At 67.1% G+C, this 26,678-nt stretch carries 29 protein-coding genes and 1 tRNA gene; 18 read left to right on the top strand and 12 right to left on the bottom strand.

Features of this window, described 5'->3' with window-relative positions:
* Positions 1-82: 82 nt before the first annotated feature.
* Together HWY37_RS27125 and HWY37_RS27120 are read right to left on the bottom strand one after the other, a co-directional pair.
* On the bottom strand, positions 83-427 hold the full coding sequence (locus HWY37_RS27125) for a protein tyrosine phosphatase family protein (protein ID WP_042796377.1): 345 nt from the start codon (positions 425-427) through the stop codon (positions 83-85).
* Between the two features lie 41 nt (positions 428-468).
* The gene (locus HWY37_RS27120) at positions 469-1,881 is read right to left on the bottom strand and encodes an aminotransferase-like domain-containing protein (RefSeq protein ID WP_176090279.1); all 1,413 of its coding nucleotides are present in this window, start codon (positions 1,879-1,881) and stop codon (positions 469-471) included.
* A 188-nt stretch (positions 1,882-2,069) separates the two neighbouring features.
* Between HWY37_RS27120 and HWY37_RS27115 the strand changes: the two genes are divergently transcribed.
* Positions 2,070-2,714 (top strand): LysE family translocator, encoded by a 645-nt coding sequence (locus tag HWY37_RS27115; protein WP_175210634.1) that lies wholly within the window; start codon positions 2,070-2,072, stop codon positions 2,712-2,714.
* Positions 2,715-2,722: 8 nt separating this feature from the next.
* On the opposite strand, the gene HWY37_RS27110 is transcribed toward HWY37_RS27115, so the two are convergent.
* Both HWY37_RS27110 and HWY37_RS27105 read right to left on the bottom strand, forming a co-directional pair.
* Positions 2,723-3,415, bottom strand: a complete 693-nt coding sequence (locus tag HWY37_RS27110; protein WP_176090266.1) for an LrgB family protein — start codon at positions 3,413-3,415, stop codon at positions 2,723-2,725.
* The gene (locus tag HWY37_RS27105) at positions 3,405-3,809 is read right to left on the bottom strand and encodes a CidA/LrgA family protein (protein WP_175210638.1); all 405 of its coding nucleotides are present in this window, start codon (positions 3,807-3,809) and stop codon (positions 3,405-3,407) included. The genes HWY37_RS27110 and HWY37_RS27105 overlap by 11 nt, the downstream gene beginning before the upstream one ends.
* A gap of 97 nt (positions 3,810-3,906) precedes the next feature.
* On the opposite strand from HWY37_RS27105, the gene HWY37_RS27100 reads away from it, so the two are divergent.
* From HWY37_RS27100 to HWY37_RS27060, 9 genes are all read left to right on the top strand, one after another.
* The gene (locus HWY37_RS27100; RefSeq protein WP_176090265.1) at positions 3,907-4,794 is read left to right on the top strand and encodes a LysR family transcriptional regulator; all 888 of its coding nucleotides are present in this window, start codon (positions 3,907-3,909) and stop codon (positions 4,792-4,794) included.
* Positions 4,795-4,832: 38 nt separating this feature from the next.
* The gene (locus HWY37_RS27095; RefSeq protein ID WP_176090264.1) at positions 4,833-5,732 is read left to right on the top strand and encodes an alpha/beta hydrolase; all 900 of its coding nucleotides are present in this window, start codon (positions 4,833-4,835) and stop codon (positions 5,730-5,732) included.
* A gap of 292 nt (positions 5,733-6,024) precedes the next feature.
* Positions 6,025-6,936, top strand: coding sequence for a dihydrodipicolinate synthase family protein (locus HWY37_RS27090; protein ID WP_175161276.1), 912 nt, complete (start codon positions 6,025-6,027; stop codon positions 6,934-6,936).
* Positions 6,937-7,025: 89 nt separating this feature from the next.
* Positions 7,026-7,781: an ABC transporter ATP-binding protein gene (locus tag HWY37_RS27085; protein ID WP_373418249.1), complete on the top strand. Its 756-nt coding sequence runs from the start codon at positions 7,026-7,028 to the stop codon at positions 7,779-7,781.
* Positions 7,774-8,490: an ABC transporter ATP-binding protein gene (locus HWY37_RS27080; RefSeq protein WP_175210645.1), complete on the top strand. Its 717-nt coding sequence runs from the start codon at positions 7,774-7,776 to the stop codon at positions 8,488-8,490. The genes HWY37_RS27085 and HWY37_RS27080 overlap by 8 nt, the downstream gene beginning before the upstream one ends.
* A 58-nt stretch (positions 8,491-8,548) precedes the next feature.
* Complete coding sequence (locus HWY37_RS27075) at positions 8,549-9,754, top strand: ABC transporter substrate-binding protein (RefSeq protein WP_176090263.1); 1,206 nt, start codon at positions 8,549-8,551, stop codon at positions 9,752-9,754.
* A 109-nt stretch (positions 9,755-9,863) separates the two neighbouring features.
* Positions 9,864-10,766 (top strand): branched-chain amino acid ABC transporter permease, encoded by a 903-nt coding sequence (locus tag HWY37_RS27070; RefSeq protein WP_176090262.1) that lies wholly within the window; start codon positions 9,864-9,866, stop codon positions 10,764-10,766.
* A 1-nt stretch (position 10,767) separates the two neighbouring features.
* Positions 10,768-11,733 (top strand): branched-chain amino acid ABC transporter permease, encoded by a 966-nt coding sequence (locus HWY37_RS27065; protein WP_176090261.1) that lies wholly within the window; start codon positions 10,768-10,770, stop codon positions 11,731-11,733.
* Positions 11,733-12,383, top strand: coding sequence for a GntR family transcriptional regulator (locus tag HWY37_RS27060; RefSeq protein WP_176090260.1), 651 nt, complete (start codon positions 11,733-11,735; stop codon positions 12,381-12,383). The genes HWY37_RS27065 and HWY37_RS27060 overlap by 1 nt, the downstream gene beginning before the upstream one ends.
* Here HWY37_RS27060 and HWY37_RS27055 read toward each other — a convergent pair.
* Positions 12,358-12,840, bottom strand: a complete 483-nt coding sequence (locus HWY37_RS27055; RefSeq protein WP_175210655.1) for a multidrug/biocide efflux PACE transporter — start codon at positions 12,838-12,840, stop codon at positions 12,358-12,360. The genes HWY37_RS27060 and HWY37_RS27055 overlap by 26 nt on opposite strands.
* A gap of 112 nt (positions 12,841-12,952) precedes the next feature.
* On the opposite strand from HWY37_RS27055, the gene HWY37_RS27050 reads away from it, so the two are divergent.
* Entirely contained in the window at positions 12,953-13,816 is an 864-nt protein-coding gene (locus HWY37_RS27050; protein ID WP_175210657.1) for a LysR family transcriptional regulator, read from the top strand.
* Positions 13,817-13,854: 38 nt separating this feature from the next.
* On the opposite strand, the gene HWY37_RS27045 is transcribed toward HWY37_RS27050, so the two are convergent.
* Positions 13,855-14,709 carry a ChbG/HpnK family deacetylase gene (locus tag HWY37_RS27045; RefSeq protein WP_176090259.1) on the bottom strand — a complete coding sequence of 285 codons (855 nt, stop codon included), beginning with the start codon at positions 14,707-14,709 and terminating at the stop codon, positions 13,855-13,857.
* A gap of 39 nt (positions 14,710-14,748) precedes the next feature.
* Here HWY37_RS27045 and HWY37_RS27040 point away from each other — a divergent pair, with 39 nt between their 5' ends.
* Positions 14,749-15,144, top strand: a complete 396-nt coding sequence (locus tag HWY37_RS27040) for a GtrA family protein (protein WP_176090258.1) — start codon at positions 14,749-14,751, stop codon at positions 15,142-15,144.
* On the opposite strand, the gene HWY37_RS27035 is transcribed toward HWY37_RS27040, so the two are convergent.
* Together HWY37_RS27035 and HWY37_RS27030 are read right to left on the bottom strand one after the other, a co-directional pair.
* Complete coding sequence (locus HWY37_RS27035) at positions 15,104-16,684, bottom strand: ArnT family glycosyltransferase (protein WP_176090257.1); 1,581 nt, start codon at positions 16,682-16,684, stop codon at positions 15,104-15,106. The genes HWY37_RS27040 and HWY37_RS27035 overlap by 41 nt on opposite strands.
* A gap of 1 nt (position 16,685) precedes the next feature.
* Positions 16,686-17,738: a glycosyltransferase family 2 protein gene (locus HWY37_RS27030; protein ID WP_176090256.1), complete on the bottom strand. Its 1,053-nt coding sequence runs from the start codon at positions 17,736-17,738 to the stop codon at positions 16,686-16,688.
* A gap of 261 nt (positions 17,739-17,999) precedes the next feature.
* Here HWY37_RS27030 and HWY37_RS27025 point away from each other — a divergent pair, with 261 nt between their 5' ends.
* From HWY37_RS27025 to HWY37_RS27005, 5 genes are all read left to right on the top strand, one after another.
* A complete protein-coding gene (locus HWY37_RS27025; RefSeq protein ID WP_175210691.1) occupies positions 18,000-18,506 on the top strand; it encodes a GNAT family N-acetyltransferase in 507 nt (168 codons plus the stop codon).
* A 183-nt stretch (positions 18,507-18,689) separates the two neighbouring features.
* Complete coding sequence (gene gltS, locus HWY37_RS27020) at positions 18,690-19,898, top strand: sodium/glutamate symporter (RefSeq protein ID WP_175210668.1); 1,209 nt, start codon at positions 18,690-18,692, stop codon at positions 19,896-19,898.
* The gene (locus HWY37_RS27015; RefSeq protein ID WP_176090255.1) at positions 19,895-21,397 is read left to right on the top strand and encodes a TAXI family TRAP transporter solute-binding subunit; all 1,503 of its coding nucleotides are present in this window, start codon (positions 19,895-19,897) and stop codon (positions 21,395-21,397) included. The genes gltS and HWY37_RS27015 overlap by 4 nt, the downstream gene beginning before the upstream one ends.
* Positions 21,398-21,439: 42 nt before the next feature.
* The gene (locus tag HWY37_RS27010) at positions 21,440-21,706 is read left to right on the top strand and encodes a hypothetical protein (RefSeq protein ID WP_175210672.1); all 267 of its coding nucleotides are present in this window, start codon (positions 21,440-21,442) and stop codon (positions 21,704-21,706) included.
* Between the two features lie 4 nt (positions 21,707-21,710).
* The gene (locus tag HWY37_RS27005) at positions 21,711-22,166 is read left to right on the top strand and encodes a YaiI/YqxD family protein (RefSeq protein WP_176090254.1); all 456 of its coding nucleotides are present in this window, start codon (positions 21,711-21,713) and stop codon (positions 22,164-22,166) included.
* Positions 22,167-22,190: 24 nt separating this feature from the next.
* On the opposite strand, the gene HWY37_RS27000 is transcribed toward HWY37_RS27005, so the two are convergent.
* Positions 22,191-22,358, bottom strand: a complete 168-nt coding sequence (locus HWY37_RS27000) for a hypothetical protein (RefSeq protein WP_175210676.1) — start codon at positions 22,356-22,358, stop codon at positions 22,191-22,193.
* Positions 22,359-22,550: 192 nt separating this feature from the next.
* On the opposite strand from HWY37_RS27000, the gene HWY37_RS26995 reads away from it, so the two are divergent.
* Positions 22,551-22,709 carry a hypothetical protein gene (locus HWY37_RS26995; RefSeq protein WP_175210678.1) on the top strand — a complete coding sequence of 53 codons (159 nt, stop codon included), beginning with the start codon at positions 22,551-22,553 and terminating at the stop codon, positions 22,707-22,709.
* On the opposite strand, the gene HWY37_RS26990 is transcribed toward HWY37_RS26995, so the two are convergent.
* The 3 genes from HWY37_RS26990 to HWY37_RS26980 form a co-directional block, all read right to left on the bottom strand.
* A tRNA-Val gene (locus tag HWY37_RS26990) sits at positions 22,680-22,754 on the bottom strand. The two genes, HWY37_RS26995 and HWY37_RS26990, sit on opposite strands and share 30 nt — an antisense overlap.
* Positions 22,755-22,814: 60 nt before the next feature.
* The gene (dnaQ, locus tag HWY37_RS26985) at positions 22,815-23,537 is read right to left on the bottom strand and encodes a DNA polymerase III subunit epsilon (protein ID WP_175210680.1); all 723 of its coding nucleotides are present in this window, start codon (positions 23,535-23,537) and stop codon (positions 22,815-22,817) included.
* A 3-nt stretch (positions 23,538-23,540) separates the two neighbouring features.
* Positions 23,541-26,657, bottom strand: a complete 3,117-nt coding sequence (locus tag HWY37_RS26980; RefSeq protein ID WP_176090253.1) for an efflux RND transporter permease subunit — start codon at positions 26,655-26,657, stop codon at positions 23,541-23,543.
* Positions 26,658-26,678: the final 21 nt, after the last annotated feature.

Genomic DNA, 26,678 nt, shown 5'->3' with positions numbered 1-26,678 from the left:
GGGGGTATCTCCATGCTACCGGAAACGCGCCAGGTTCACATCAACCAAGCCCGGCGCGCCTTGACCGGCGTCAAGGATACCTTCAGCCCAGCTGCTGGGCGGCGGCGAACAGATTGGTGCAGCGGGTGCCGGTGCGGCAGTACGCCAGCACGGGGCCCGGCAGGGTACGCAGCAGTTCGGCGAAGCGCACCACGTCGGCAGCGGTCATGGCGCTGCCCACCACGGGCTGGTACTCGATCTGCAGGCCGGCGGCCAGCGCGGCCTTGGACACGTCCGCGGCGGTGGGCTGGTCCGGGCCGCCCTCGAAATCGGGACGGTTGATGATGACGCTCTTGTAGCCGGCGGCGGCGACGTCCGCCATGTCGTCCGGGCCGAGCTGCGGCGCGACGGCGAAATTCTGGGTCAGGGGCTTGATGGGTGCGGACATGGCGATTCCTTCAATGGCTTCAACGATATAGCTCTCTATTATTAATTGCTGGAGGCGTTTTGCGCGAAGATTTTTTCCAGATCGGCCCAGACGCCCCGGTGATCGGCAATGGTGACCGAGAAGCGCAGCATGGTCGACGGCGCCTGCGACGGCGAAAACAGCGTGCCGGGCGCGAGCAGCATGCCATGGTCGGCCGCCAGCCGCGCCAGCGCCTCGGTATCGCGGCCATAGTCGGCCCAGACGAACATGCCCGCGTGCGGCTCGTGATGCACCTTCAGCCCCAGCTTCTGCAGGCCCTTCAGGCAGCGTTGGCGCGCGTCGTCCACCCGCAGGCGCACGCGCTCGATATGCCTGCGGTACTGCCCTTCCATCAGCACGCGGTGGATGACCCGCTCGCCCAGCTCGGGCGAGGTCAGGCCGGCCAGCATTTTCAAGTCGCCCAGTTTCTGCAGGATTTCGGGATTGGCCGCCAGATAGCCCACGCGCAGGCTGGCCGCCAGCATCTTGGAATAGCCGCCCACCAGGATCACGCGCTTCAGGCGGTCCAGCGCGGCCAGCTTCATGGCGCCGCCGGGATGCAGCTCGCCGTAGGTGTCGTCCTCGACCACCAGGAAATCGTGCCTCTCGGCGATCCGCAGGATGTCGTAGGCCGCGCCCGCCGACAGCGTGTGGCCGGTGGGGTTGTGCACCGCGCTGTTGACGATGAAGAGCTTGGGCTTGTGCTCGGCCGCCAGTTGCTCCAGCAGCGCCGTATCGGGGCCGTCCGGCCCGCGCGGCACGCCGATCAGGCGCGCGCCGAAGGCGGCCAGCCGGCCGAAGATGACGAACCAGGCCGGATCTTCGACCAGCACGGTGTCGCCCGACTTGACCAGGTGCCGCGCAATCAGGTCCAGCGCGTGCGTGACGCCGTTGGTCGTGAGCAGGTTGCGCTCCGGATGCGCCGGCACGCCGTCGTTCTGCAGGAAGGCGGCAATCTGCTGGCGCAGCGGCGCGAAGCCCTGGGGATGGCCGTAGCTGACAAGCTGCCCGCGCACGGAACGCCCCACGGCGCGCACCGCCCCCGCCACCATTTCGGGATCCAGCCAGTCGGGCGGCAGCAGCCCCGCGCCGCCGGGCATACCCAGCGCATTGCTCTCGCGGAACATGCTGCGCAGCAGCCAGGCCACGTCGATCCGGGCCGGCGCTGCGGGGGCCGCGGGCGCCGCGCTGGCGGCGGGCGCCAACTGGCCGCTGCGCGCCCGCACGAAGAATCCCGCGCCGCGGCGCGATTGCACCAGGCCGCGCGCCACCAGCCTGTCATAGGCCTCCACCACCGTGAAACGGCTGACGCCCGACTGTTCCGCCATTTTCCGGATCGACGGCAGCCGCGTGCCGGGCCGCAGGCCCTGCTCGTCGATGCGACGCGCCAGCCCGTCGGCCAGCTGCGCCACCAGGGTGGCGTCGGCCTGGCGCACGGGTTGCCAGGGCATGGAGGGGGAGTGGGCGGAAGCAACTGTCATGGGGATTTCACCAGGCCAGTGGTTAAGGTGATATGCAAAAGTGTACCGGTACTGTACCGATAACTATGCGTAGAGTGACAGCATTACCCGAAACCCGCAACAGTGGGTGGGCGACTAGCCCCTGCCATGGTCAGGACCCGAATATGAATCTGCTTCCCTCCAACTGGGCCGACGTGCCCCTGATGTCCCTGTCCCTGCTGGGTCCGCTGGCGATGTTCGCGCTGGTCAGTTCGATCACCCCCGGGCCGAACAACGTGATGCTGGCTTCGTCGGGCCTGAATTTCGGATTCAAGCGCAGCATGCCGCACCTGCTGGGCGTGAACCTGGGCTTCACCTTCATGATCTTCCTGGTGGGCGTCGGGCTGGGTTCGGTATTCCAGCAGGTGCCGCAGCTGTACACCGTGCTGAAGTACGCCGGCGCCGCCTATCTGCTGTACCTGGCCTGGAAGATCGCGAATTCAGGCGGCATGGACGAAGGCGAAGCGCGCGGCAAGCCCTTCACCTTCCTGCAGGCCGCAGCCTTCCAGTGGGTCAACCCCAAGGCCTGGGTGATGGCCGTGGGCGTGGTCGCGACCTACACGCCGCAGAACAGCTTCTTCGCCAACCTGGTCATCGCCACGATCGTCTGCGGCGTCGTCAACCTGCCCAGCATCGGCGTCTGGGTGACCTTTGGCACCGCGCTGCGCCGCGTGCTGCACAAGCCCTGGGCGATCCGCGCCTTCAATGTGGGCATGGCGCTGCTGCTGGTGGCCTCGCTATACCCGGTGGCGCTGGACATGCTGCACTGACGCGCGCCTCAGGCCAGCAGCCCTACCACCACCGCGGGCGTGACCAGCACGTTGAACAGGCCCGCCATCACCATCACCAGGCCCGCGACGGCGCCCTCGTCGGCCGCCAGCTCGCGGGCCTTGGCCGTTCCTGCGCCATGCGCGCCCATGCCGAACAGCGCGCCGCGCGCCAGCGACGAGCGCAGCGGCAGCCAGCGCCGCATCAATTGGCCGATGGCCGCGCCGAACACCCCGGTGACGATCACGAACACCGCAGTCAGGTCGGGCACGCCGCCCACGTGTGACGACACCGCCACGGCGAACGGCGTGGCCACGGAACGCGGCAGCAGGCTCAGGCGCAGGTCGGACGGCAAGCCCAGCAGGCTGCCCAGCATCCAGGCGCTGACGCCCGCGATGAGACTGCCCACCGCCACGCCCGCCACCAGCACGGGCCAGTAACGGCGGATCAAGGCGCGCTGCTCGTACAGCGGCAGCGCGAACGCCACAATGACCGGCCCCAGCATCGCCATCAGCCAGTGCGAACCCGCCATGTAGTCCCGGTAGCCGGTGTGCAACGCGATGGCCAGCGCCAGCAGCAGCGCCGGCGCCACCACCAGCGTCGAGGTGCACCAATAGGCGTAGCGCCGGTACAGCAGGCGCGCGCAGATGTAGGCCAGCACGGTCGCGGCGGGCCAGAACAGCAGGTTGAAATCAGCCCGCATGGCGGTTCATCCAGCGGTAGCAAAGATCGATGGTAAGAGCCGTGCCGGTCATCACCAGGGCCGTGCCCAGCAGGATGACGGCCAGCAGCTTCAGCCCCAGCACGCCCAGGAATTCGCGGTGATCCAGCAGCGACATGACGGCGGGGACGAAGAACAGCAGCATTTCGCCCAGCAGCCAACTGGCGCCGCGGTGCACGTTGCGCACGCGCAGGCGACGGGTGGCCAGCAGAAGCAGCACCAGCGCCATGCCGATGACGCCGCCCGGCACGGGCAGGCCCAGCAATTGGGCCAGCGCCTGGCCCAGCAAGGAAAAAAGAACGATGAGGCAGATCTGCAGCACGCGGCTGCGGCGCAGCGCGCTGCGTAGGACCAGGGTGAGGCGTGGGGGAAGCATTGAAAGGATTTCCTGCGGCAAGTGGATGTTTTACGCCCGCGCGCCCCATAGATAAAATGAATTCGATGAATTCAACCTATTCCGAATAGGCATACCCATGGAACTGCGCCCCCTGCGCGCCCTGGTCGAGGTGGTCCGCCAGGGCGGTTTTTCCCAGGCAGCCAAGGCCGTCTTCGCCACCCAGCCCACCGTGAGCAAGGCCGTGCGCCAGCTGGAGGACGAGCTGGGCATGCCGTTGCTGGACCGCCACGCCCAGCCCATGCGGCTGACGGCCGCGGGCGAGATCGTCTACCGCCGCGCCGTGGCCATGCTGGCGCAGCGCGACGACCTCTACGCCGAGCTGGACGAGCTGAAGGGACTCAAGCGCGGCGTGCTGCGACTAGGCTTGCCGCCGCTGGGCAGCAGTACCTTGTTCGCGCCGATGTTCGCGCGCTTCCGCTGCCGCTACCCGCAGGTCGAGATCAGCCTGGTGGAGCACGGCAGCCGGCGCCTGGAGGAAATGGTGATGGCCGGCGAGATCGAGCTGGCCGCGTCGCTCAAGCCGGTGCCCGACATCTTCGAGTGGCAGCCGGTGGCGCGCGAGCCACTAGTGGCGCTGATGCCCGCCGACCACCCCAAGGCGCGCGCCGAGAGCGTGGGGCTGCTGGAGTTGCGGGACTCGCCCTTCATCCTGTTCGAGACGGGTTTTGCTCTGAACCGCATCCTGCACGACGCCTGCCAGCGCGCCGGCTTCGCCCCTGCCATCGCCGCGCGCAGCGGCCAGATCGACTTCATCGTGGCGCTGGTGGCGGCTGGCCTGGGCGTGGCCTTCCTGCCGCGCCTGAAGGCCCGCGAGGAACTGCACGCGGGCGTGGCGCGCGTGCCGTTGCGCGATGCCGGCACGGACTGGGAAATGGTGCAGGTGTGGCGCCGCGGCGGCTATCTGTCGCACGCCGCCCAGGCCTGGCTGGCCCTGACCCGCGAAGTCCATCCCGAAGTAAGCTGATGCCGGAACCCAGCCGCCCTGCCTGGGTCAGATATCCCATGCCCGCCCTTTCCCGCCTATCCCCCCGCCTCTCGCCCCGCCGCCTGTTCGCCGTCGCCCTGCTGGCCGGCGCCAGCGTCGTGGGCTGCACCCAGCTCGATTCCTGGCAGCGCCAGACCATCTTCTCGCCCCAGTCCGAACCGCAGACCTGGTGGCGCGAACCGGCGGCCGGCACCCAGGTCTACGACCTGACGCTGGCAGGCGGCGACAAGGTGCGCGCCTGGTACTGGCAAAGCCCGCAGGCGGGCGCGCCCACCGTGCTGTACCTGCACGGCGCGCGCTGGAACCTGAACGGCAGCGCCTTCCGCATCGACGGCTGGACCCGCATGGGCTATTCCGTGCTGGCCATCGACTACCGTGGTTTCGGCGCTTCCACGCCGCGCCTGCCGTCCGAGGAAAGCGCGCTGGAGGACGCCACGGCCGGGCTGAAGGAACTGGCCCGGATCCAGCCCGATCCGTCGCGCCGCTTCGTCTATGGTCACAGCCTGGGCGGGGCGATCGCCATCGACCTGGCCGCACGCTCCGACCAGCCGGCATTCGCCGGCCTGATCGTGGAATCCAGCTTCACCAGCATCGGCGCGATGCTGGCCACGATGCGCTGGGGCAAGGTGCCGGGCGCCAGCCTGCTGGTCACCCAGCCCTTCGCCTCGGTCGACAAGCTGGCCCGCATGCGCACGCCCATGCTGTTCATGCACGGCACCGCCGACCGCGTGGTGCCGCACACCATGAGCGACGAGCTCTACGCCGCCGCCAACAACGTCGCGCCCGAGCTCAAGCGGCTGGTCAAGATCGAAGGCGCCTCGCATTCGGGCGCCTTCCGCAGCGGCGCGCAATACGAAACCGCCGTGAAGACCTTCATGCGCGACGCCAGCCGCGCCTACCCGCGCAAGGCGGGCTAGCCTCCGCAGTCCGTCAGCCCGTCAGCCCGGCCGGGGCTGCCTCTTTCCCTCGGTTCCATCCGACCTCTCTACGGCTGCCGGCAAGCACGACGCCTGCCCTGCCCGTGCGCGCAAGGCGCACGCTGCCCGCTCCTCCCCTGAAATCGCCCATCGGCTTGTCCCCGCCTCCGGGTTGACCCGCCTCGGGAAACCCCCAAATCAAAATATCTTCTAAATATATTTACAGGATATTAGACTTTGCACCTGCTCGCCGCTCCGCCATTGAAGCGACGGCATCTTGAGGAGAAGCCAGTTGAGTAACGTGCATTGGCAGGGCGTCTTTCCTGCCGTAACCAGTAAGTTCCATGCCGACGAGACCCTCGACTTCGAGGCCATGCGCAAGCACTTCGGCTTCCTGATCGACAACGGCGTACATGGCCTGGTCACCTGCGGCTCGCTGGGCGAAGCCAGCACCCTGACCCTGGAAGAAAAGCTGGAAGTGACGCGCTGCGCGGTGGAAGTCAGCGCCGGCCGCATCCCCGTCCTGGCCAACGTGTCCGAGACCAGCACCCGCGAAGCGCTGCGCTTCATCAAGGCCGCCGTGGAACTGGGCGTGGACGGCTTCATGCTGATGCCTTCGCTGATCTACGTGGCGGATTCGCGCGAAGCGATGCAGAGCATCCGCACCATGGCCGAAGCGGCGCAGAAGCCCTGCATGATCTACAACAACCCCGTCGCCTACCGCGTGGACCTGAAGCCCGAGCACATGGCCGAGCTGGCCGACTGCAAGTGGCTGGTGGCCATCAAGGAAAGCAGCGACGACGTGCGCCGCCTGACCGACCTGCGCAACGCGCTGGGCACCCGCTACCAGCTGTTCATCGGCGTGGACGATCTGTCGTTCGAGGCGCTGGCGCTGGGCGCGGATGGCCTGCTGGCCGGGTTGGTCACCGCCTTCCCGCGTGAAACCGTGGCCCTGTACGACCTGATGAAGGCCGGCAAGTGGCAGGAAGCGCTGGCGCTGTACCAATGGTTCACGCCGCTCCTGCACCTGGATGTCTCGACCAAGCTGGTGCAGAACATCAAGCTGGCCGAAACCCTGGCCGGCGTGGGCAACGAGCACGTGCGCCGCCCCCGCCTGCCGCTGGCCGGCGCCGAACGCGAACGCTGCGCCGCCATCATCCAGGCCTCGCTGGCCAAGCGCCCCGCGCAGTACCAGTCGAAGTAAGGCCGGGCTCCGGAAGAAGCACGAACCCTCTGGCGCGTGGCGGGGCCGCGACGCGCCAGGGCCTGTCCCCTGCAAGCCCAACGGACATCATGCAAAGCGACATCATTCTTCAGACCCGGGGCCTGACCAAGGAATTCCGCGGCTTCGTGGCGGTCAACAACGTCGACATGAGCGTGCGCCGCGGCGCGATCCACGCGCTCATCGGCCCCAACGGCGCGGGCAAGACCACCTTCTTCAACCTGCTGACCAAGTTCCACATCCCGACGCGCGGCGAGATCCTGTACGACGGCGTCGACATCACGCAGGAACGCCCCGCGCAGACCGCGCGCCGCGGCATCGTGCGCTCGTTCCAGATCTCGGCCGTGTTTCCGCAGTTGTCGGTGCGCGAGAACGTGCGCGTGGCCCTGCAACGCAAGCTGGGCGTGGACTATTGCTTCTGGCGTTCGGAGCGCACGCTGGAAAGCCTGCATCACCGCGTCGAGGAACTGCTGGACCAGGTCGGCCTGCGCACGCACCTGGACGTGGCCGCGGGCGACCTGCCCTATGGCCGCAAGCGCACGCTGGAAATCGCCACCACGCTGGCGCTCGAACCCGAACTGCTGCTGCTGGACGAACCCACCCAGGGCATGGGCCACGAGGACGTGGACCGGGTCAAGCACCTGATCAAGCAGGTGTCCGCCGGCCGCACCATCCTCATGGTCGAACACAACATGAAAGTGGTGGCGGACATCTCCGACACCATCACCGTTCTGCAACGGGGCGAAATCCTGGCCGAAGGCCCCTACGCCACCGTCTCTGAAAACCCGGCGGTGCGCGAAGCCTACATGGGAGCCGAAGATGAATGAAGCCGCCTCCGGCAACATGCTGGAGATCCGCAACCTGCACGCCTGGTACGGCGAATCGCACATCCTGCACGGCATCGACCTGGACGTGAAGCCGGGCGAATGCGTAACCCTGCTGGGCAGGAACGGCGCGGGCCGCAGCTCGACGCTGAAGTCCATCCTGGGCCTGGTGGGCCGGCGCAGCGGCTCGATCAAGATCCAGGGGCAGGAAACCGTCAGCCTGCCGCCCCACAAGATCGCGCGCCGCGGCATCGGCTATTGCCCCGAAGAGCGCGGCATCTACGCGTCGCTGAGCGCCGAGGAAAACCTCATGCTGCTGCCCTCGGTAGGGCCGGACGGCATGTCGGTGGCGGAGATCTACGACATGTTCCCCAACCTGAAAGAGCGCGCCCACAGCCCCGGCACGCGCCTGTCGGGCGGCGAACAGCAGATGCTGGCGATGGCGCGCATCTTGCGCACCGGCGCCCGCCTGCTGCTGCTGGACGAAATCACCGAAGGCCTGGCCCCGGTCATCGTGCAGTCGCTGGGCCGCGTGATCCGGCAACTGAAAGAACGCGGCTACACCACCGTGCTGGTCGAGCAGAACTTCCGCTTCGCCCAGCACCTGGCCGACCGCCATTACGTCATCGAGCACGGCCAGGTCGTGGCGGTGATAGACCGCGCCGAGGTCCAGCAATCGCAGGACAGGCTAAACGCCCTGCTCGGCATTTGAGTTTTGCAGCCACATTCCTTCCGACCGCAGTCCCCCTTCCTACACGGAGCGTAGTCAGATGAAATTGAATCGAATCTCAGCGGCGCTGTTCGCCCTCGGCATGATCGGCGCCGCCCAGGCCCAGACCAAGATCAGCGACGACGTCGTCAAGATCGGCGTGCTGACCGACCTGTCCGGCGTGTATTCCGACCTGGCCGGCAACGGCTCCGTGATCGCGGCCCGCATGGCCGCCGAAGAGATGGGCAACAAGGTCCTGGGCAAGCCGGTGGAAGTGGTCTCGGCCGACCACCAGAACAAGCCCGACGTGGCCGCCAACCTGGCGCGCGAATGGTTCGACCAGGGCAAGGTCGACATGATCACCGACTTCCCCACCGCGTCGACCGCACTGGCCGTGATGGAAATCGCCAAGCAGAAGAACCGCGTGACCATGCCGTCGGCCGGCCTGTCCACCGCGATCCTGGGCGAGAAATGCTCGCCCTTGAATGCCCAGTGGACCACCAACACCTACGCGCTGGCCGCCGGCACGGCGCGCGCGCTGGTCAAGGAAGGCAAGAAGACCTGGTACTTCATCACCGCCGACTACACCTTCGGCCATTCGCTGGAAAAGGACGCGACCGAGGTCATCCAGGAAAACGGCGGCAGCGTGGTGGGCGTGTCGCGCCATCCCTTCCCCGGCAACGACTTTTCCTCGTTCCTGCTGAAAGCGCAGACGTCGAAGGCGGACGTCATCGCGCTGGCCAACGCCGGCAACGACACGGTCAACGCCGTCAAGCAGGCCAACGAGTTCGGCATCAACAAGAAGCAGATCGTGGCGCCGCTGCTGACCTATATCTCGGACGTGCACAGCATGGGCCTGGCCAAGGCGCAGGGCATGTACCTGACCGAAGCCTTCTACTGGGACTACGACGACGCCTCGCGCGCCTGGGCCAAGAAGTTCTTTGAAAAGGCCAAGAAGATGCCGACCGCTTCGCAGGCCGGGGTGTATTCGGCCACGCTGTCCTATCTGAAGGCGATCGAAGCCGCCGGCACCGACGACGCGCCGGCGGTGATGGCCAAGCTGCGCGAGATGACCATCAACGACGCCGTGATCCGCAACGGCAAGCTGCGCGCCGATGGCGCGCTGGTGCATGACATGCTGCTGCTGCAGGTGAAGGCGCCCAACGAGTCCAAGGCGCCCTGGGACTACTACCACGTGAAGTCCGTGCTCAAGGGCGAGGACGTGTTCCCGAAACCGCAGGCCGCGTGCCCGTTGAACAAGTCCTGAGGCCGCGACGCGCCGGACGCCCCGCGTCCGGCGCCGGCTGCCCTGCCCGCCGCGCGCCGCCGCGGGCTTCCTGGAAACCGACGCGACCTTTGTCCGCCCGCCGCCTACTATGTTCGACATCTCGCTTTCCGCCTTGCTCGCCCAACTGCTGGTCGGGCTGATCAACGGCTGCTTCTACGCCATCCTGAGCATGGGGCTGGCCATCATCTTCGGCCTGCTCAACATCGTCAATTTCACGCACGGCGCCCAGTTCATGATGGCGGCGTTCCTGGCCTGGATCGGCTTCACGCAGCTGCCGCAGCTGCTGGGGCCAGGCGTGCAGGTCAATTTCTGGGCCGCGCTGATTCTGGCGCCGCTGCTGGTGGGGCTGGTGGGCGTGGTGATCGAGAAGACGCTGCTCAAGCGGCTCTATCACCTGGACCACCTGTACGGCCTGCTATTGACCTTCGGCATCGCGCTGATGATGGAAGGCGGCTTCCGCTACTTCTATGGCATTTCCGGCGTGGGCTATGAGCCGCCCGAGATCCTGCAGGGCGGCTACGACCTGGGCTTCATGTTCCTGCCGGCCTACCGCGCCTTCGTGGTGGTGGCGTCCCTGACGCTGTGCTTCGCGACCTGGTATCTGTTCGAGCGCACCCGGCTGGGCGCCATGCTGCGCGCCGGCACCGAGAATCCCAAGCTGTTGCAGGCCTTCGGCGTCAACGTGCCGGTGATGATCACCCTGACCTACGGCTTCGGCGTGGCGCTGGCCGGCGTGGCTGGGGTGCTGGCCGCGCCCGTCATGCAGATCAATCCGCTGATGGGCTCGAACCTGCTGAATATCGTCTTCGCCGTGGTCGTGATCGGCGGCCTGGGCTCCATCATGGGCGCCATCGTCACGGGGCTGGCGCTGGGCCTGTTGGAAGGCCTGACCAAAGTGTTCTATCCCGAAGCCTCGACGGTGGTGGTGTTCATCGTCATGGCCATCGTTCTGCTGACGCGCCCCGCCGGCCTGTTCGGCAAGGAGAAATAAGGTGCAGCGCATACCCACCTCGATCCGCATCCTGGCGCTGCTGCTGGTGCCGGCCCTGCTGGTGCCGCTCTTCCCGCAGATCGTCTACCCCGTGTTCGTCATGAAGGTGCTGTGCTTCGCGCTGTTCGCGCTGGCCTTCAACCTGCTGACCGGCTTTACCGGCCTGGTGTCGTTCGGCCATGCCGCCTTCTTCGGCTGGGCCGGCTACGCGGCCGGCGAAATGATGATCCTGTTCGGCGCGCGCGGCCTGCCGCCGGAGATCGCGATGGCCTGCGGCGTGGCCATGGCCGCGGCCATCGGCTACGCGATAGGCTGGCTGGCGATCCGGCGCACCGGCATCTACTTCGCGATGATCACGCTGGCGCTGTCGCAAGTGGCGTACTTCATGGCAGTGCAGGTGGGCTGGACCCGCGGCGAGGACGGCATGCAGGGCATCCCGCGCGGCAAGTTCCTGGGGCTGGTGGACCTGAGCGTCGATACCAACATGTATTACTTCGCGCTGGCGGTCTTCGTGCTGGGTTTCCTGTTCGTCTACCGGGTGATCCATTCGCCCTTCGGCCAGGTGCTCAAGACCATCCGGGACAACGCGCCGCGCGCCATATCGCTAGGTTACGATACAGACCGGTGCAAGCTGCTGGCCTTCGTGCTGTCGGCCGCGGTGGCCGGCCTGGCCGGTTCGCTGAAGGCCCTGGTGCTCCAGCTGGTTGCATTGAACGACGTTTCGCTCGCCACCTCCACCGAGGTGCTGCTGATGACGCTCCTGGGCGGCATCGGCACGGTATGGGGGCCGGTGGTGGGCGCAACGCTGGTCGTCAGCTTGCAGAATTACCTCGCCACCCTGGGCGACGTCGTCACCATCGTCATCGGACTGATTTTCGTATTGTGCGTGTCGTTCTTCCGGCGCGGTTTCGTCGGCGAATGGCTGGCCTACGCGCAGTGGCGCAAAACGAAGGAAAACAATAGTTGATGGCAGCAGCAGAATCCAAACGGCGCGCCGCCGATGTCGCCTACGACCAGATCGAGAGCATGATCGCCACGCTGCAATTGCAGCCCGGCAGCGCGGTCGTCGAAGCGGATCTGGTGGAAAAGACCGGCCTGGGCCGCACGCCGCTGCGCGAGGCGCTGCTGCGCATGGTGGCGGCCGGGCTGATACGCCAGGAGCCGCGACGCGGCCTGCGCGTGTCCATGATCCAGCTGACGGACCACATGGACCTGATCCAGACCCGCCGGGCGCTGGAGCAGCTGATCGCCGCCAGCGCCGCGCGCCGCGCCACGCCGGCGCAGCGCACCCAGATCGTGGATTGCGCGGCCCAGATGATCCGGGCCGCGGAGGGCGGCAATCTCGATGACTACATGCATGCCGACCAGCTGCTGGATCATGTCTGCCACCAGGCCTGTCGCAACGCATCGGCCGTGAACGCGGTGGCACCGCTGATCATCCAGTGCCGGCGTTTCTGGTACGCCTACCAGCACGAGGGCGACATCGCCGAAGGCGCGCGCCGCCACATGCTGATGGCCCAGGGCATCGCCACCGGCAACGAGTCCGCGGCCATCAAGGGCGCGGACTCGCTGATGGACTACCTGGAGATGTTCACGCGCAAGGTGATTGACGCGTGACGGCCGGCTCGGCCTGCGCCTTGCCGCGGGCCAGCCACTGCAACACCCTCGGGCGCGAGCGGTCGTAGGCCAGGTTGTACAGGAAGGCGTAGGGCAGATAGAACAGCACCAGCGCGATATCCAGCACGAAGGCCTGCCACAGGCTGATGTCGAGCCACCAGGCGGCCAGCGGAATCACGATCAGGATCAGGCCCAACTCGAAGCCGAAGGCGTGCACCACGCGCAGCCGCAGCGTGCGGGTCCAGCCCATGCGGTTCTCGATGCGGTCAAAGCCTGCGTTGTAGATCATGTTCCAGACCAGCGCGATCCAGGCGATCACCGCGGTCAGCACGCCCATTTCGAACAGGGACTTGCCCATGGCCCAGGCGGCCGCCGGGGCGCACAGGCCGATGGCGATGATTTCGAACAGAAAGGCGTGAAGGAAACGTTCCTTGAGGGTTTTTTTGGCTTGAGTCATGACCCACCTGCGGTCGGTTGCTACAAAGTGGAAGCGATTTTCGACGATATTTCCGTTACCATAAAGATGGTTTTGATCGGAAAAACCGATACATATCGAGATCCGCCCCCCTATGCGCCACTCCCTGGAATCCCTGGCGGCGTTCGCCCAGGTCGCCTCCGAAGGCACGTTTTCAGCTGCCGCCCGCAAGCTGGGCAAAAGCCAGTCCACCGTCAGCGAAACCATCGCCAACCTGGAGGTGGACCTGAACGTCGTGCTGTTCGACCGCAGCCAGCGGCAGCCCGCGCTGACCGAGGCGGGCCAGGTACTGCTGGGCCAGGCCCTGCAGGTACTGGCCGCCAACGACAGGCTGAACCGCAGCGCCAGCCAGCTGGCCGAAGGCCTGGAGCCGCGGCTGACGGTGGTGCTGTCCGATACTTTCCAGTCGGAGACCTTCGACACCATGCTCAGCCAGATCGACCAGCGCTACCCGGCGTTGCGCTTCGAATGCCTGATCGCGGAATACGAGGACGTGGTGGCGCTGGTGCAGCAGGGGCGCGCCCATCTGGGCCTGATGGCCGCCCAGGACAGCTATCCGCCCGACGTGGCGCACGCGACGCTGGCCGAGCTGTCGGAGATCGTGCTGTGCGTGGGACGCGGCCATCCGCTGGCGCAGCTGCCCCAGGTCACGGAAGACCAGTTGAAATCCGAGCGCGCCCTGCGCCTGAGCACCTATGAACTGGGCGACAAGGACACCGAGCCGGCCTATGCGACCTGGTCGGCGCCCGGCTATCTGATGCTGCTGGAAATGGCCAGCCGGGGGTTTGGCTGGACCGAATTGCCGCGCTGGATGATCCAGCGCTTCGGCCAGGATCAGCTGGTGGAGCTGAAGGCGCCGGGCTGGCCGCGCCATATCCGGGTCGACGCCGTGTGGTCCAGGCGCCGCGCGCTGGGACCGGCGGGCGCCTGGCTGCTGCAAAGCCTGACGGCGAGCTAGGGGCGCAGGCCTAGGAGCGCAAACCTAGGGGCGCAGGCCTAGGGCCGCAAACCCGCCAGCCTGGGCGCGTCCGCCATTGCATGCGTGCCGGCCGGCAGGCGCGTGATGTGCACGCCGTTGACGTTGAGCCAGTCGCCCAGCTTGGGGCTGGCCAGCACGTCGAATTCGGCGCGGCGCTGGCGCGACATGGGGCTGCCATCCTTGCAGTCCATGGCGGGATGGCACATCAGCAGATCGCCGTCGCGCGCGTTGAACAGCCAGTTCTGCAGCAGGTCCGCGTAGCGGCGCTTGCCGCCTTCGAACCCGTACACGCCCAACATGCGGCGATTGGTGCGCATGCCGTCGCGGCCGGCCTCGCGCGCCAGCGCGGCCGAGCCCAGCGCGCCGATGACGTGCGCCTTGAAGGCTTCCTTCAGCGGAATGCCGCTCAGCATGCCCGGCGCCGTCTGGCGCAGCCACGGCATGCAGCTGCCGTAGCGGCGCTTGAGCAACAGCAACAGGCGCGCGCGGATGCCGGGCAGCTGATGCACATGCTGATGGCCGTCGACATAGTCCGGCGCGCGGCCGAACGCGGCTTCGAAGGCGTCGAACTGGCGCTCCAGCTGCGCATCGATCCAGGCCGCGTCCAGCCTGCCCGCATAGGCGCTCAGGATCAGCCGGTTCAACGCCGGCATGGCTTCGGCGCCGGGCGTAAGCGCTTCGGTGAAGTTCACGTGCAGGCCGATGTCCACGTTCAGCAGCCCCAGACGTCCCGCGTTCGCCGCGAAAGTGGGACCCAGCGTCAGGCAGCTGACCGCGCTCAGGCGGCCCATGCCGGCCAGCGCGAGCATGCCTTCATCGATGTCGCCATTCATGCCAAAATCGTCCCCGCAGACGATTATTCGTTTGCTCATCGCAATACCTTTGATTTCATTATTTTCGTCACGGCTTTCATGCGCGCCCTGCTGCAACAAGTTAGCACTTTTATCGCCGTCGGATGCGCCGCCGCAGCCACCCATTGGGCCGTCGCCGTGGGGTGCGTCGAGACCTTCGGGATTCCGCCGCTGGCCGCCAACCTGATCGGCTGGCTGGTCGCTTTCGCCGTGTCCTTCACTGGCCACTACCGGCTTACCTTCCGTCATTCCAAAACTCCCTGGACGGTAGCAGCGCGCCGTTTCTTTCTCGTGTCAGCAGCCGGCTTCATCATCAACGAAGCCGCCTACGCCTGGCTACTGCACAGCACTACCGTCCGTTACGACATCTTGCTGGCGCTGATCCTGCTGGGACTCGCCGTGGCGACCTTCATCGCTAGCCGGCTCTGGGCGTTCCGCCACAAACCCGCTGCCTGAGACCCGCGTTCACGTCGACGCGCCACATTACATATTTCACGCTGCTGACCACGGGCGCCAGGCCCTGCAGCGGCAAATAGGCCGGATTGTCCGCGGCCGTGCCCCAAACCCAGTAGCGGGCGCCTTCCGGCGCCTTGCACAACCGCGCGTTGAACTCCTCGGGACTGACCAGCACCTGCTCGCCCGTCGCCGGGTCGAACCTGGCTGCGTCGTACAGCTCCTTGCGCCAGTTGTCGCGTACCGGCACCTCGGGGTTGAGCCAGTCGTCCACCACCCAGGCCGGGTGCGGCGCCCGGGCGTAGAGCGCCAGATCGAAGGGGTAGGTGTGCAGCGACACGAAGATGTCGTCCGGCCGCGCCTGCTCCCGCACCACCTTGGCCAACGGACCGGCGCTGCCGCGCGCGTTGTTGGCGGCGATGCCGACCGCGATGACGCAGATTCCCGCCGCCACCGCCGCGCTCAGGCGCACCAGGCGCGCGGCCGACTCGGCGTCGGCGCGCCGGGCGCCCTGGATCACCTCGGCCAGCAGCAACGCCAACGGCGCCAGCGCCGGCAGCACATAGCCCACCAGCTTGGAATGCGGCAGCGAAAAAAACACGATCACGACGGCGAACCACACCACCGCCAGGCGCCGCAAGCTACGCGCCGGGCCCGCCTCCCAGAATGCCTTGCGCAGGATGCCACCGCCCCACAGCGACCAGGGCAGGCTCAGGCCGACGACCACCGGCAGGTAGAACCAGAACGGCTGGGCATTGTTGAAGCCGCTGGCCGCGAAGCGCTGGAAATGCTGGTAGACGAAGAAATAGTCGTAAAAACCGGGATAACGCAGCTGCATCAGCACGAACCACGGCGCCGCCACGGCGATGAACACCAGCAGCGCGGGCGGCCAGAGCAGCGCGGCCAGGCCGCGCCAGCGCCGCTCCCACACGATCCAGATCAACAGGATCGCGCCCGGCAGCACCAGGCCGATCAAACCCTTGGCCAGCACCGCCACGGCGGCCAGCGCGCCAGCGGTTACCGACATCCAGCGATAGGCTTCCCCGCGCTCGACGCGCAGCACCGTATCCACCGCGGCCAGCACGCACAGCGTGATCATGCCGGCCACCAGCATGTCCAGGTTCGCGAACTGCGCGCCGCCGTAGAAAAACGGCATGGTGGCAAGCACCAGCACCGTCAGCGCGGCGGCCGAGGCGTCGCGATAGCGCCGCACGAAGCAGTACAGGGCCGCCGCCGCGCCCCACGCGGCCAGCCACGAAGGCACGCGCGCCGCCCAGGGATGCACGCCAAACACCGAAAACGACAGTTCAGTCAGCCAGTAGTACAGCGGCGGCTTGTGGAAATACGGCATGCCGTCCAGTAGCGGCACCGCATGCGAGCCGCTGCGCAGCATGTCCCAGGCCACGCCGGCATAGCGCCCTTCATCGGGCAGGGTCAGCGGCCTGATCCAGGCCAGAAAGGCGAGCCACGCGCCTATCGCGAGCAGGAAGCGTCCCGCCGGCGGGGTCCAATCGGAACGCCCCCCGAAAGTGGTGGCGGACATGTCAGTTCTGGCCTTGCCCCGGCTGGGAGGCCTTGCCCTGGCGGCGGCGCACGACAAACAAGGGACGGCCCTTCACTTCATCGAAGATCCGCGACACGTATTCGCCCACCACGCCCAGGGAAATCAGGTTCACGCCGGCGAAGAACAGCACTGCGGTGACGATGGTCGTCCAGCCCGAGACCTCGTTGCCGAAGAACAGGTATTCGCCGACCAGGTAGGCCGCATACGCCAGCGCCAGCATGGCGAAAGCCACGCCGACCAGGCTGACCAGCCGCAGCGGCCAGGTCGTGAACGCGGTCAGCCCGTCCAGCGCCAGCCGGAACAGGCGCATGCTGCTGAAGCGGCTGTCGCCGTGCATGCGTTCGTCGGGGGTATAGGTCAGGGGCTCGCTCTTGAAGCCGACCCAAGCGTACAGGCCTTTCATGAAGCGGGTGCGTTCGGGCAGGGCGATCAGCGCGTCCACCACGCTGCGGTCCATCAGCCGGAAATCGCCGGCGTGGGCAGGCACGTCCACGCCGCGCGCGCCGCTGAGCAATTTGTAGAACCAGCGCGCGCCAGCGCGCTTGGCCCAGGATTCGTCGGCGCGGGTCGCGCGCACGGCATAGACCATTTCGGCGCCGGCGGCCCAGCGCGCCAGCATCTGCTCGATCAGCGCGGGCGGATGCTGCAGATCGGCGTCCAGGCAGATCACCGCGTTGCCGGTCGAAGCTTCCAGGCCGGCGCTGATCGCGGCTTCCTTGCCGAAGTTGCGCGACAGCTGCACATAGCGAAAGCCGGCGTGCTCGGTCCATTCGGCCATCAGCGCTTCGGTGCCGTCCGTGCTGCCGTCGTCGGCCACAATGATTTCCCAGCTGCTGCACAACGCTTCCAGGCGGTTGCGCAGCAAAGGCAGCAGCACCCGCAGGTTCTCGCATTCATTCAGGCAGGGAATGACACAAGTCACGCGGGTGTCGTACGGCACGCTGGCCTCGGCCGCCGGCCAGACCGCTTCGACGGGAAGCGACTTGGTCAGCAATTGCGTGGCGCCAGGATCGGACCGGAACTGGATGTGCATGGGGTTCTAGACTCGGATTGCAGGACTATGCCGAGCAGTATGCGTAGGGGCTCGTTGAAATTTCGTGAAATACGCCATTGCCGTGGAAGCTGGGGAAATCCAGGGAAATTCTAGGAGCCGGCACAGTCGAAAAAAATAAAGTCGCGTGAAGCTGTGTCCCCAGTTTGTGAATCCCTGTAAAGCAGGGGCCGTCCCCGGCATCGTTAAAATGCGGCCAAGTTTTTGTTTTCGCGGGTTGTCATGCAATATCAAGTCCGGCCCATGCAGGCCAGCGACGTGGACGCCATCCTGGTCCTCCAGACCCTGGCCTACCCCGGTTTCCTGCTGGAAAGCGCCGGTTTCTTCCAGAACCGCCTGGCGCTGGCCCCCTCTCACTGCTGGGTGGCGCAAGCGGCGCCGCCGGCAGGCCCCGACGGCGGACTGCTGGGCTATCTGATTTCCTATCCCTGGGATGCCGGGCTGCCCCCTGCCCTGGACGTCACGCTGGCGGCGCTGCCCGCCGGCGCCGACCACTGGTTCCTGCACGACTGCGCCGTGGCGCCGTCGGCGCAGGGGCTGGGAGTAGGCCAGGCCCTGCTCCAGGCCGGCGCGCACGGCGCCCAGGCCGGCGGCTTGCGCCGGGCCAGCCTGGTTTCCCTGGAATCCGCCGTGGGCTATTGGCAACGCCACGGCTACGTCCCGGTCAGCGCAGACAGCGCCGGCCTGGCCGAAAAACTGGCCGGCTACGGCCCCCGCGCGCAATACATGTCGCGCGCGTTTCCGCTCTAGCCGCCGCGGCCGCGGCTGCCCGGTCAGCCACGGTCCCCGCCGGCCCGGCCCAACGCCGGGCCCCGCCCGCCCCCATGTACACCGCCTTCGCGGCGGACGTAACATAAGCCGCAGTCCGTGTGAGGCGGCAGGGTCCCCATAGCCAGAAAGTTCACCGTGCCCTGACAGGGCGCAAAGGTACCTATGATCTCGCTTACGCCCGTTCAATCGCTGCTGGCATGCTGCCTCGTCCTGGTCATCGGCCGCGTGCTGACAACCCGGATCGGCGTCCTGGCCCGCTACAGCATTCCCGACCCCATCGTGGGCGGCCTGCTGTTCGCGGTGCTGGCCTATCTGCTGTCGACCTGGGGCAACGTCTCTGTCTCACTGGAAACCAGCATCAAGCCCACGCTCCTGCTGCTGTTCTTCGGCAGCATCGGCCTGACCGCCAACCTGAAACTGCTGGCCAAGGGCGGCCCGCGGCTGATCGCCTTCCTGCTGGCCCTGATTCCCTTCCTGGTGCTGCAGAACGCGGTGGGCCTGGGCATGGCCTGGCTGCTGGACCTGCATCCGCTGATGGGCCTGCTGGGCGGCACCATCACCCTGGTGGGCGGGCACGGCACGGGCGCGGCCTACGCCACGCGCTTCGCCGACTTCAACAATATCCAGGACGTCATGGCGCTGGCGATGACGTCCGCCACCCTGGGCCTGGTGCTGGGCGGCGTGGTGGGTGGCCCGGTGGCCGAATGGATCATGCGGCGCCACAAGCTGGCGGGCAGCCTGGATCACGCGCCGGGCGACGGCCACGAGGCCCCGGACCTGAACGAAGCCGCGCCGCCGCCGACCGCGGGCTCGTTCATCGTGTCCATGACCGCGGCCTTCGTCTGCCTGGTGGCGGGCGGCTTCCTGGCCTCCCTGGTGGAAGACGCGCCGGTCAGCCTGCCCAACTTCCTGTGGTGCCTGGCCACGGGCGTGCTGATCCGCAACGCCGGCGCGCGCCTGGGCCTGAAGCTGGACGACCGCGCCACCGAAATCATCGGCACGATCTCGCTGTCGCTGTTCCTGGGCATGACGATGATGACGCTGGACCTCTCCAGCGTGGCGCGCCTGGCCGGCCCGCTGGCGCTGATGCTGGCGGTGCAGACCCTGTTCTGCGCGCTGTACGCGGCCTGGGTCGTGTTCCGCATGCTCAAGCGCGACTACGAAGCGGCCATCATGTCGGCCGCGTTCTGCGGCTTCGCGCTGGGCGCGACCGCCACCGCCATCGCCAACATGCAGGCGCTGACGCGCCGCCACGGCCCGGCGCCGGAAGCCTTCATCGTGGTGCCGGTCACCGGCGCCTTCCTGGTCGACATCCTGAACGTGATCGTGCTGACCTCGCTGATCTCCTTGCCGTTCGTGGGAGGGATGTGACCATGTTCAAACGCCTCATCATCCTCTCGCTCTGCCTGCTGCTGGCGGCCTGCGGCCGCGCGCCCGACACCGACGCGCTGCGCGCCGACGTCGAACGCAGCCTGACCACCGCCTATGGCGCGGACCTGTTCCGCGTGGCGGAGCTCAAACGCATGGGCTCGGCCTCCGACAGCAGCGCCCCGGCCGGCGAAACCCGCCGCGTGGTCTATTACGACGTGGCGCTGGACCTGGGCCGCAATGTCACCCTGGGCGCCTGGGACCAGCCCGGCGCCGCCGCGCTGGTCACGCTGCTGGGCGCCGGCCCGCGCAGCATCAGCGGCGTGAAATCCGGCGGCAACCAGGCCGGCGACCGCATCGTCGCGCACGCCAGCGCGATTTACCGCAAGGACGGCGACGCCTGGAAGCTGGTGACCCCGGCCGGCTTCAAGGCCGCCGAAGCCCCCAACCTGGATACCGGTGCGCCGCCGCCCGTCACTCGCCAGCTGCTGGACACGCTGGACCAGATCACCCATTCCGTCTCGTATAGCGCCTCCAGCACCGCGCAGCACGTGGTGCAGCAGGAGCTGGAACGCTCGGTGGCGCGCATCAATGGCCGGCTGGCCCGCCTGCAACAGGGCTATCCGCTGGCCGGCGGCCCGGACCGCGGCGAATACGTGGCGTTCGCGCGCGCGCTGGGCGACGTGGCGCGCAAACAGCAGATCCGGGTGACGCCGCTCATCACCGGCGGCGGGGCCGAGAACATCGCGCTGCTGCGCAGCGGCGACGCGGTGGTCGCGCTGGCCCAGGCCGACACGGCGCGCCTGGCCTACGACGGCAAGGGGCCGTTCGCGGCTCAAGGGCCGTTCACCGGCCTGCGCGCCCTGGGCAGTCTCTATCCGGAACTGGTCCACATCGTGGTGCGCGACGATGCCGCCATGCGCGGCGTGCGCGACCTGAAGGGCAAGACCATCGCCCTGGGACCGGAAGGCTCGGCCGTGCGCGCCACGCTGGAAACGGTGCTGGCCGCCCACGGCCTGCAGGCCGGCCGCGACTACACCGTGGCCGACACCCCGTTCGGCGCCTCCTTGCCCGCGCTGAACTCGGGCGCGATCGACGCCGCCGCCCAGGTGATCGGCGTGCCCGCGACGCCGCTGCGCGACGCGCTGACCCAGGCGCGCCTGAAGCTGCTGCCGCTGGATCCCGCCGCCATCAAGACCCTGACCGCGGCGGACAACGCCCTGATGCCGCTGGACATCCCGGCCGGCACCTACCCCAACCAGGCCGAGCCCATCGCCACGGTGGGCATGGCGGCGCTGCTGCTGACCACCGCCGACCTGACCCGGGACGAAGCCCTGGTGATCGTGCGCGCCGTGTACCTGACCGGGCAGGACCTGCTGGCCGCCGGCTCGGCCCAGGGCGCCCAGGTGGGGCTGGCCACCGCCCGCCGCGGCCTGACCGTGCCGCTGCACGACGGCGCGCAGGAAGGCCTGGCCAAGCTCGAACAGGCCAGGCCGCAATAAAGCCGGTTGCGCTTATGATTGCGCTCCTTACCAGGAATCTCCATGAACAAATTCGATCTGCAGAAAAACCAGGCCCTGAAGCTGGCCGGCCAGCTCAAGCAAGCCGCCACGCCGGACCGCTTCGGTACCGCCTCGCAAATGCCTGACCGCCGCGAACAACGCAAGCTGGACCAGGCCGCCGGCCTGGTGCCCTTCCCTCTGAAGCTGTCGCAGGCCCACGCCGACAAGCTGCGCGCCATGGCAGCCGAACGCGGCGTGTCCACCAACGACATCGTGGCCGAAGTGCTGCAGAACGCGCTGGGCAAGTAAGCGCATGCACATCTGGGTCGATGCGGACGCCTGCCCCGCCGTCATCAAGGACATCCTGTTCCGCGCCACCCAGCGCTGGCAGTTGCCGCTGACGCTGGTGGCCAACCAGATGCTCCACACGCCGCCCTCGCCGCTGATCCGCGCGGTGCAGGTGCCGCGCGGCTTCGACGTGGCCGATGCCCACATCGCCGAACGCGCGGCGCCGGGCGACCTGGTGATCACCGGCGACATTCCGCTGGCGGCACAGGTCCTGGAAAAAGGCGCAATGGCCTTGAATCCGCGCGGCGAGCGCTATTCGCCGGAAACCATCCGGGAACGGCTGGCGCTGCGGGACATGATGGAAGAATTGCGGGCCAGCGGCGTGGACACGGGCGGTCCGGCCTCGTTCAGCCAAGCCGACCGCAAGGCCTTCGCCAATCAGCTGGATACCTTGCTGGCGCGCGCGGCGCGCAAGGGCTGAGATCCGTCCGGCCCGGACTGGCCGTCAATAGAAGGTGATGTAGGCCTTGTAGATGATCGTGCCGAGCGCGGTGATCAGGCCTATCCCCATCAGCCCCATGCCGATGTTGCGGTCGCGCAGCCCGAAGCCGATCAGCATGAGCGCCACGCCCGTGACGATGATGATCAACATGGTATTGGTGTGCTCGGACATGGCCTTCTCCTGTTCGTCTATGCCTGGCCCACGGGCCAACGGCCGACTTTTGTTATCCGTTATTCATGATAGACAGGCTCGCACGCGACGCGGCGCAATCAACGCAGGTCCGCTTGCGTCAAATCAAGAGAAGCGTAATGAAAGGGACGGTCCGGCGCAATGGCCGCGACGTGGGCATGCATGGATGCGCCCATGACCTTTGATTTCAGCGCGCAAAACAAAAAAGCCAACCGCGAGGTTGGCTTTCTTTGCTTGGCGTTTTTTTATCCTTGGCCGCCGACAACGTTGGGCCTGGGGCCTGCGTTGTCTTCCAAGGGTCTTTGGTGGGTAGTACTGGGTTCGAACCAGTGACCCCTGCCGTGTGAAGGCAGTGCTCTACCACTGAGCTAACCACCCCGAAAGAGGCGAAATATTAGCACGTTTTTTTGGACGTGTGCAAGTCGCCCCGAAAAAACTTTATGCGGCCGTCGCCGGCGCATCCATTTTGCGCCAGACGCACTCGCCGCCCACGGACTTGTCCAGGGCCGCGAGGTAGGTTTCGTGCTCGGCCAGCTCGGCCTCGCTGGCCTTCAGCACGGGCAGGCCCGACGCGTCGAAGCGGGCCAGCACGACGCCATTGCCGCCGGCGCTGCCGCCGTCGTCCACGTCGATCAGCAGCGCGTCCTGGCCGCGGGTCATGGCCAGCCAGACTTCCGCCAGCAGCTGCGAGTCCAGCAATGCGCCGTGCAGCGTGCGGTGGGCGTTGGAGATGCCGAAGCGGTCGCACAGCGCGTCCAGCGAATTGCGCTTGCCGGGGAACAGCGAACGCGCATGCAGCAGCGAATCGGTGACCGTCTCGCAGTATTCGGTCACGGGACCGCGGCCGGTCTTGGCCAGTTCGGCGTTGAAGAACTTGACGTCGAACGCCGCGTTGTGGGCGATGAGCTCGGCGCCCTGGATGAACTTGACGAACTCGTCCGCGACATCGGCGAAGCGGGGCTTGTCGGACAGGAACTCCGTGGTCAGGCCGTGCACCGCCAGCGCCTCTGGGTCGCTGTCGCGGTCCGGGTTCAGGTAGATGTGCAGGTTGTTGCCGGTGGTCATCCGGTTGACCATTTCCACGCAGCCGATTTCGACGATGCGATGGCCCTGGGCAGGGTCCAGTCCGGTGGTTTCCGTGTCAAAGATGATCTGGCGCATAACTTATTCCGACGCTTGGGCGGGCGCGGCCGGCTGCGCGTGCGGCGCCGGAGCGGGGTCCGGATGATGCGTTGCGCTGCCGGCCAGGCCGGGTTTCTTGCGTACCGTGGCGATCAAGGTATAGGCCACCGGCACGACGAACAAGGTCAGTAGTGTACCCAGCATCAGCCCGCCCACCAGGACCCAGCCGATCTGCTGGCGCGATTCCGCCCCCGCGCCCGTGGACAGCGCCAGCGGCACGGTGCCCAGCACCATGGCGCCCGTCGTCATCAGGATGGGGCGCAGGCGCAGCACGCTGGCCTCGACCACGGCCTCGAACAGTTCCTTGCCTTCGTCGCGCAGCTGATTGGTGAATTCCACGATCAGGATGCCGTGCTTGGTGATCAGCCCCACCAGCGTGATCAGGCCGATCTGGCTGTAGATGGACAGCGTGCCTCCGCTGAGCCACAGCGCCAGCAGCGCGCCGGTCATCGACAGCGGCACCGACAGCATGATGATGAAGGGGTTGCGCCAGCTTTCGAACTGCGCGGCCAGCACCAGGTAGATGAAGGCCAGCGCCATGGCGAAGACCAGGTAGATGCTGCCCGAGGAATCGCGGAACTCGCGCGATTGGCCGTCCAGGTCGGTCACGATGGTGTTGGGCAGGACCTCGCGCGCCACCTGGTGCATGTGCGCCAGGACCTCGCCCAGCGCGTAGCCCGGCGCCACGGCGCCGTCGATCTTCACGGCGCGCAGGCGGTTGAAGTGGTTCAGCGATTGCGGCGACACCCCTTCGTGCACGCCCAGCAGGTTGTCCAGCTGCACCATGCTGCCGTCGCGCGCGCGGACGTAGATGCCGGAGATATCGGTGGGATTGGCGCGGTCGCGCGGCGTCACCTGCACGATCACGTCGTATTGTTCGCCTTCGTCCTTGTAGCGCGTGACCTGGCGGCCGCCCAGCATGGACTCCAGGGTGCGGCCCACGGTATCCACGTTGGCGCCCACGTCGGCCATCTTGTCGCGGTCCACGCGCACGCGCAGCTCGGGCGTGTTCAGGCGCAGGTCGGTGTCCAGGTTCATCAGGCCCGGATACTTGCGCAGTTCGGCCAGGAACACGTCCGTCAGGCGCGACAGTTCGGCATACGACGCCTGGCTCATGATGATGAATTCCACCGGCTTGGAACGCGCGGACTGGCCCAGCGACGGCGGATTGGTCGGGAACGCCCGCACCCCGGGCAGCGAGGCGAACTGCGGCTGCAGCTGCTGCGTGATGGCCTGCTGCTTGCGGCTGCGCTCTTCCCAGGGTTTCAAGCGCAGGATGGCGGTGCCGTCCGTCACGGTGGGGAAGCCCACGGTCACCTGGCTGCCGCTGGCCTCCGCGATGTCCGCGTAGAACTTTTCGATGCCCAGCATGCTGTCCAGCGTGTAGTTCAGCGTGGCGCCTTCCGGCGAGCTGACGATGCCGAACACCACGCCGCGGTCCTCGATGGGCGCCAGCTCGCTCTTGACCACCTTGAACAGCACGCCGCTGCCGGCCGCGACCGCCAGGCCGATCACCACCACCAGCCAGCGGTGGCGCAAGGCCAGCGCCAGCGCGCGGCGGTAGCCGTTGCTCATGGCGTTGAGCCAGCCTTCGATCAGGTTGTACCAGCGGCTGTGGCTGCTCTGGTGGCGCAGCAGCACCGAGCACATCATGGGCGTGAGCGTCAGCGCCACGAAGCCCGACACCAGCACCGCGCCGGCCAGCGCCAGCGCGAATTCGATGAACAGCCGTCCGGTGCGGCCGGTGGCGAAGGCCAGCGGCGCGTACACGGTGACCAGGGTCATTGTCATGGCGACCACCGCGAAGCCGATCTCGCGCGACCCGCGCAGCGCGGCCTCCTTGCGCGGCATGCCCTCTTCGATGTGGCGGAAGATGTTCTCCAGCACCACGATCGCGTCGTCCACCACCAGGCCGATGGCCAGCACCATGGCCAGCAGGGTCAGCGTGTTGATGGAAAAGCCGAACAGGTACATCAGCGCGCAGGCGCCCACCAGCGACACCGGGATGGTGACGATGGGGATGATGCTGGCGCGCAGGTTGCGCAGGAAGAAGAAGATCACCAGCACCACCAGCACGATGGCTTCGCCGATGGTGTGGAACACGGAGTCGATGGAGCGCTCGATGAACACCGACGAGTCGTAAGCGATGTTCAGCTTCATGCCGGCCGGCAGGTTCTCGTTCAGGCGCGCCACTTCCTCGCGCGCGGCCTTGGACAGTTCCAGCGGGTTGGCGGTGGACTGCCGCGTGACGCCGATGTTGATCGCGGGCTTGCCGTTGAAGCGCGACAGGATACGGTCGCTGGCGGCGGCGATCTCCACCTTGGACACGTCGCGCAGCCGCACCGGGTAGCCCTTGACGTTGGCCACCACCACGTTCTCGAACTGCGCCGGGGTCTGCAGGTCGGTCGAGGACACCACCGAGAACTCGCGCGCGCGCGATTCGATGCGGCCGGCCGGGATCTCCACGTTCTGGCTGCGCAGCGCGGCCTCCACGTCCTGCACCGTCAGGCCGTAGGCGGCCAGCTTGTCGCGGTCCACATAGATGCGCATGGACGGCAGGCGTTCGCCGAAGACGCGCACCTCGGCCGCGCCGGGCAGCACCGACAGCCGGGTCTTGATATAGCGGTTGATGTAGTCGGAGGTCTGGATGGCGGAGTACGTACCGGACTCCACCGCGATGTAGATGATGGGCTGGGAGTCCGCCTCGACCTTGCCGATGATGGGCTCGTCGATCTCGTCCGGCAGGAAGCGGCGGGCGCGCGACACCTTGTCGCGGACTTCCGCGGCCGCGGCGTCGGGGTTGCGCGTCAGGTTGAACTTGATGTTGATGAGGCTGCGCTCCGAGCGGCTGCGCGAGGTCATCACGTCCACGCCCTCGATGCCGGCCAGCTGGTCTTCCAGCGGCTTGGTCACCTGCGACTCGATCACCTCGGGCGAGGCGCCCTTGTAGGTGGTGTCCACCGAGACGATGGGCTCGTCGATCTTGGGATATTCGCGCACGGTCAGGCGCGAATACGAAATCAGGCCGATCAGCACGATGATCAGCGACAGGACCGATGCGAACACCGGCCGCTTGATGCAGGTTTCCGAGATACGCATTGCGCTACCGCCAGATAAAGA

Source organism: Achromobacter anxifer, assembly GCF_903652925.1.
In the GTDB taxonomy this organism is placed as follows: domain Bacteria; phylum Pseudomonadota; class Gammaproteobacteria; order Burkholderiales; family Burkholderiaceae_B; genus Achromobacter; species Achromobacter anxifer.
This window is presented reverse-complemented; position numbering and strand designations above follow the sequence as displayed.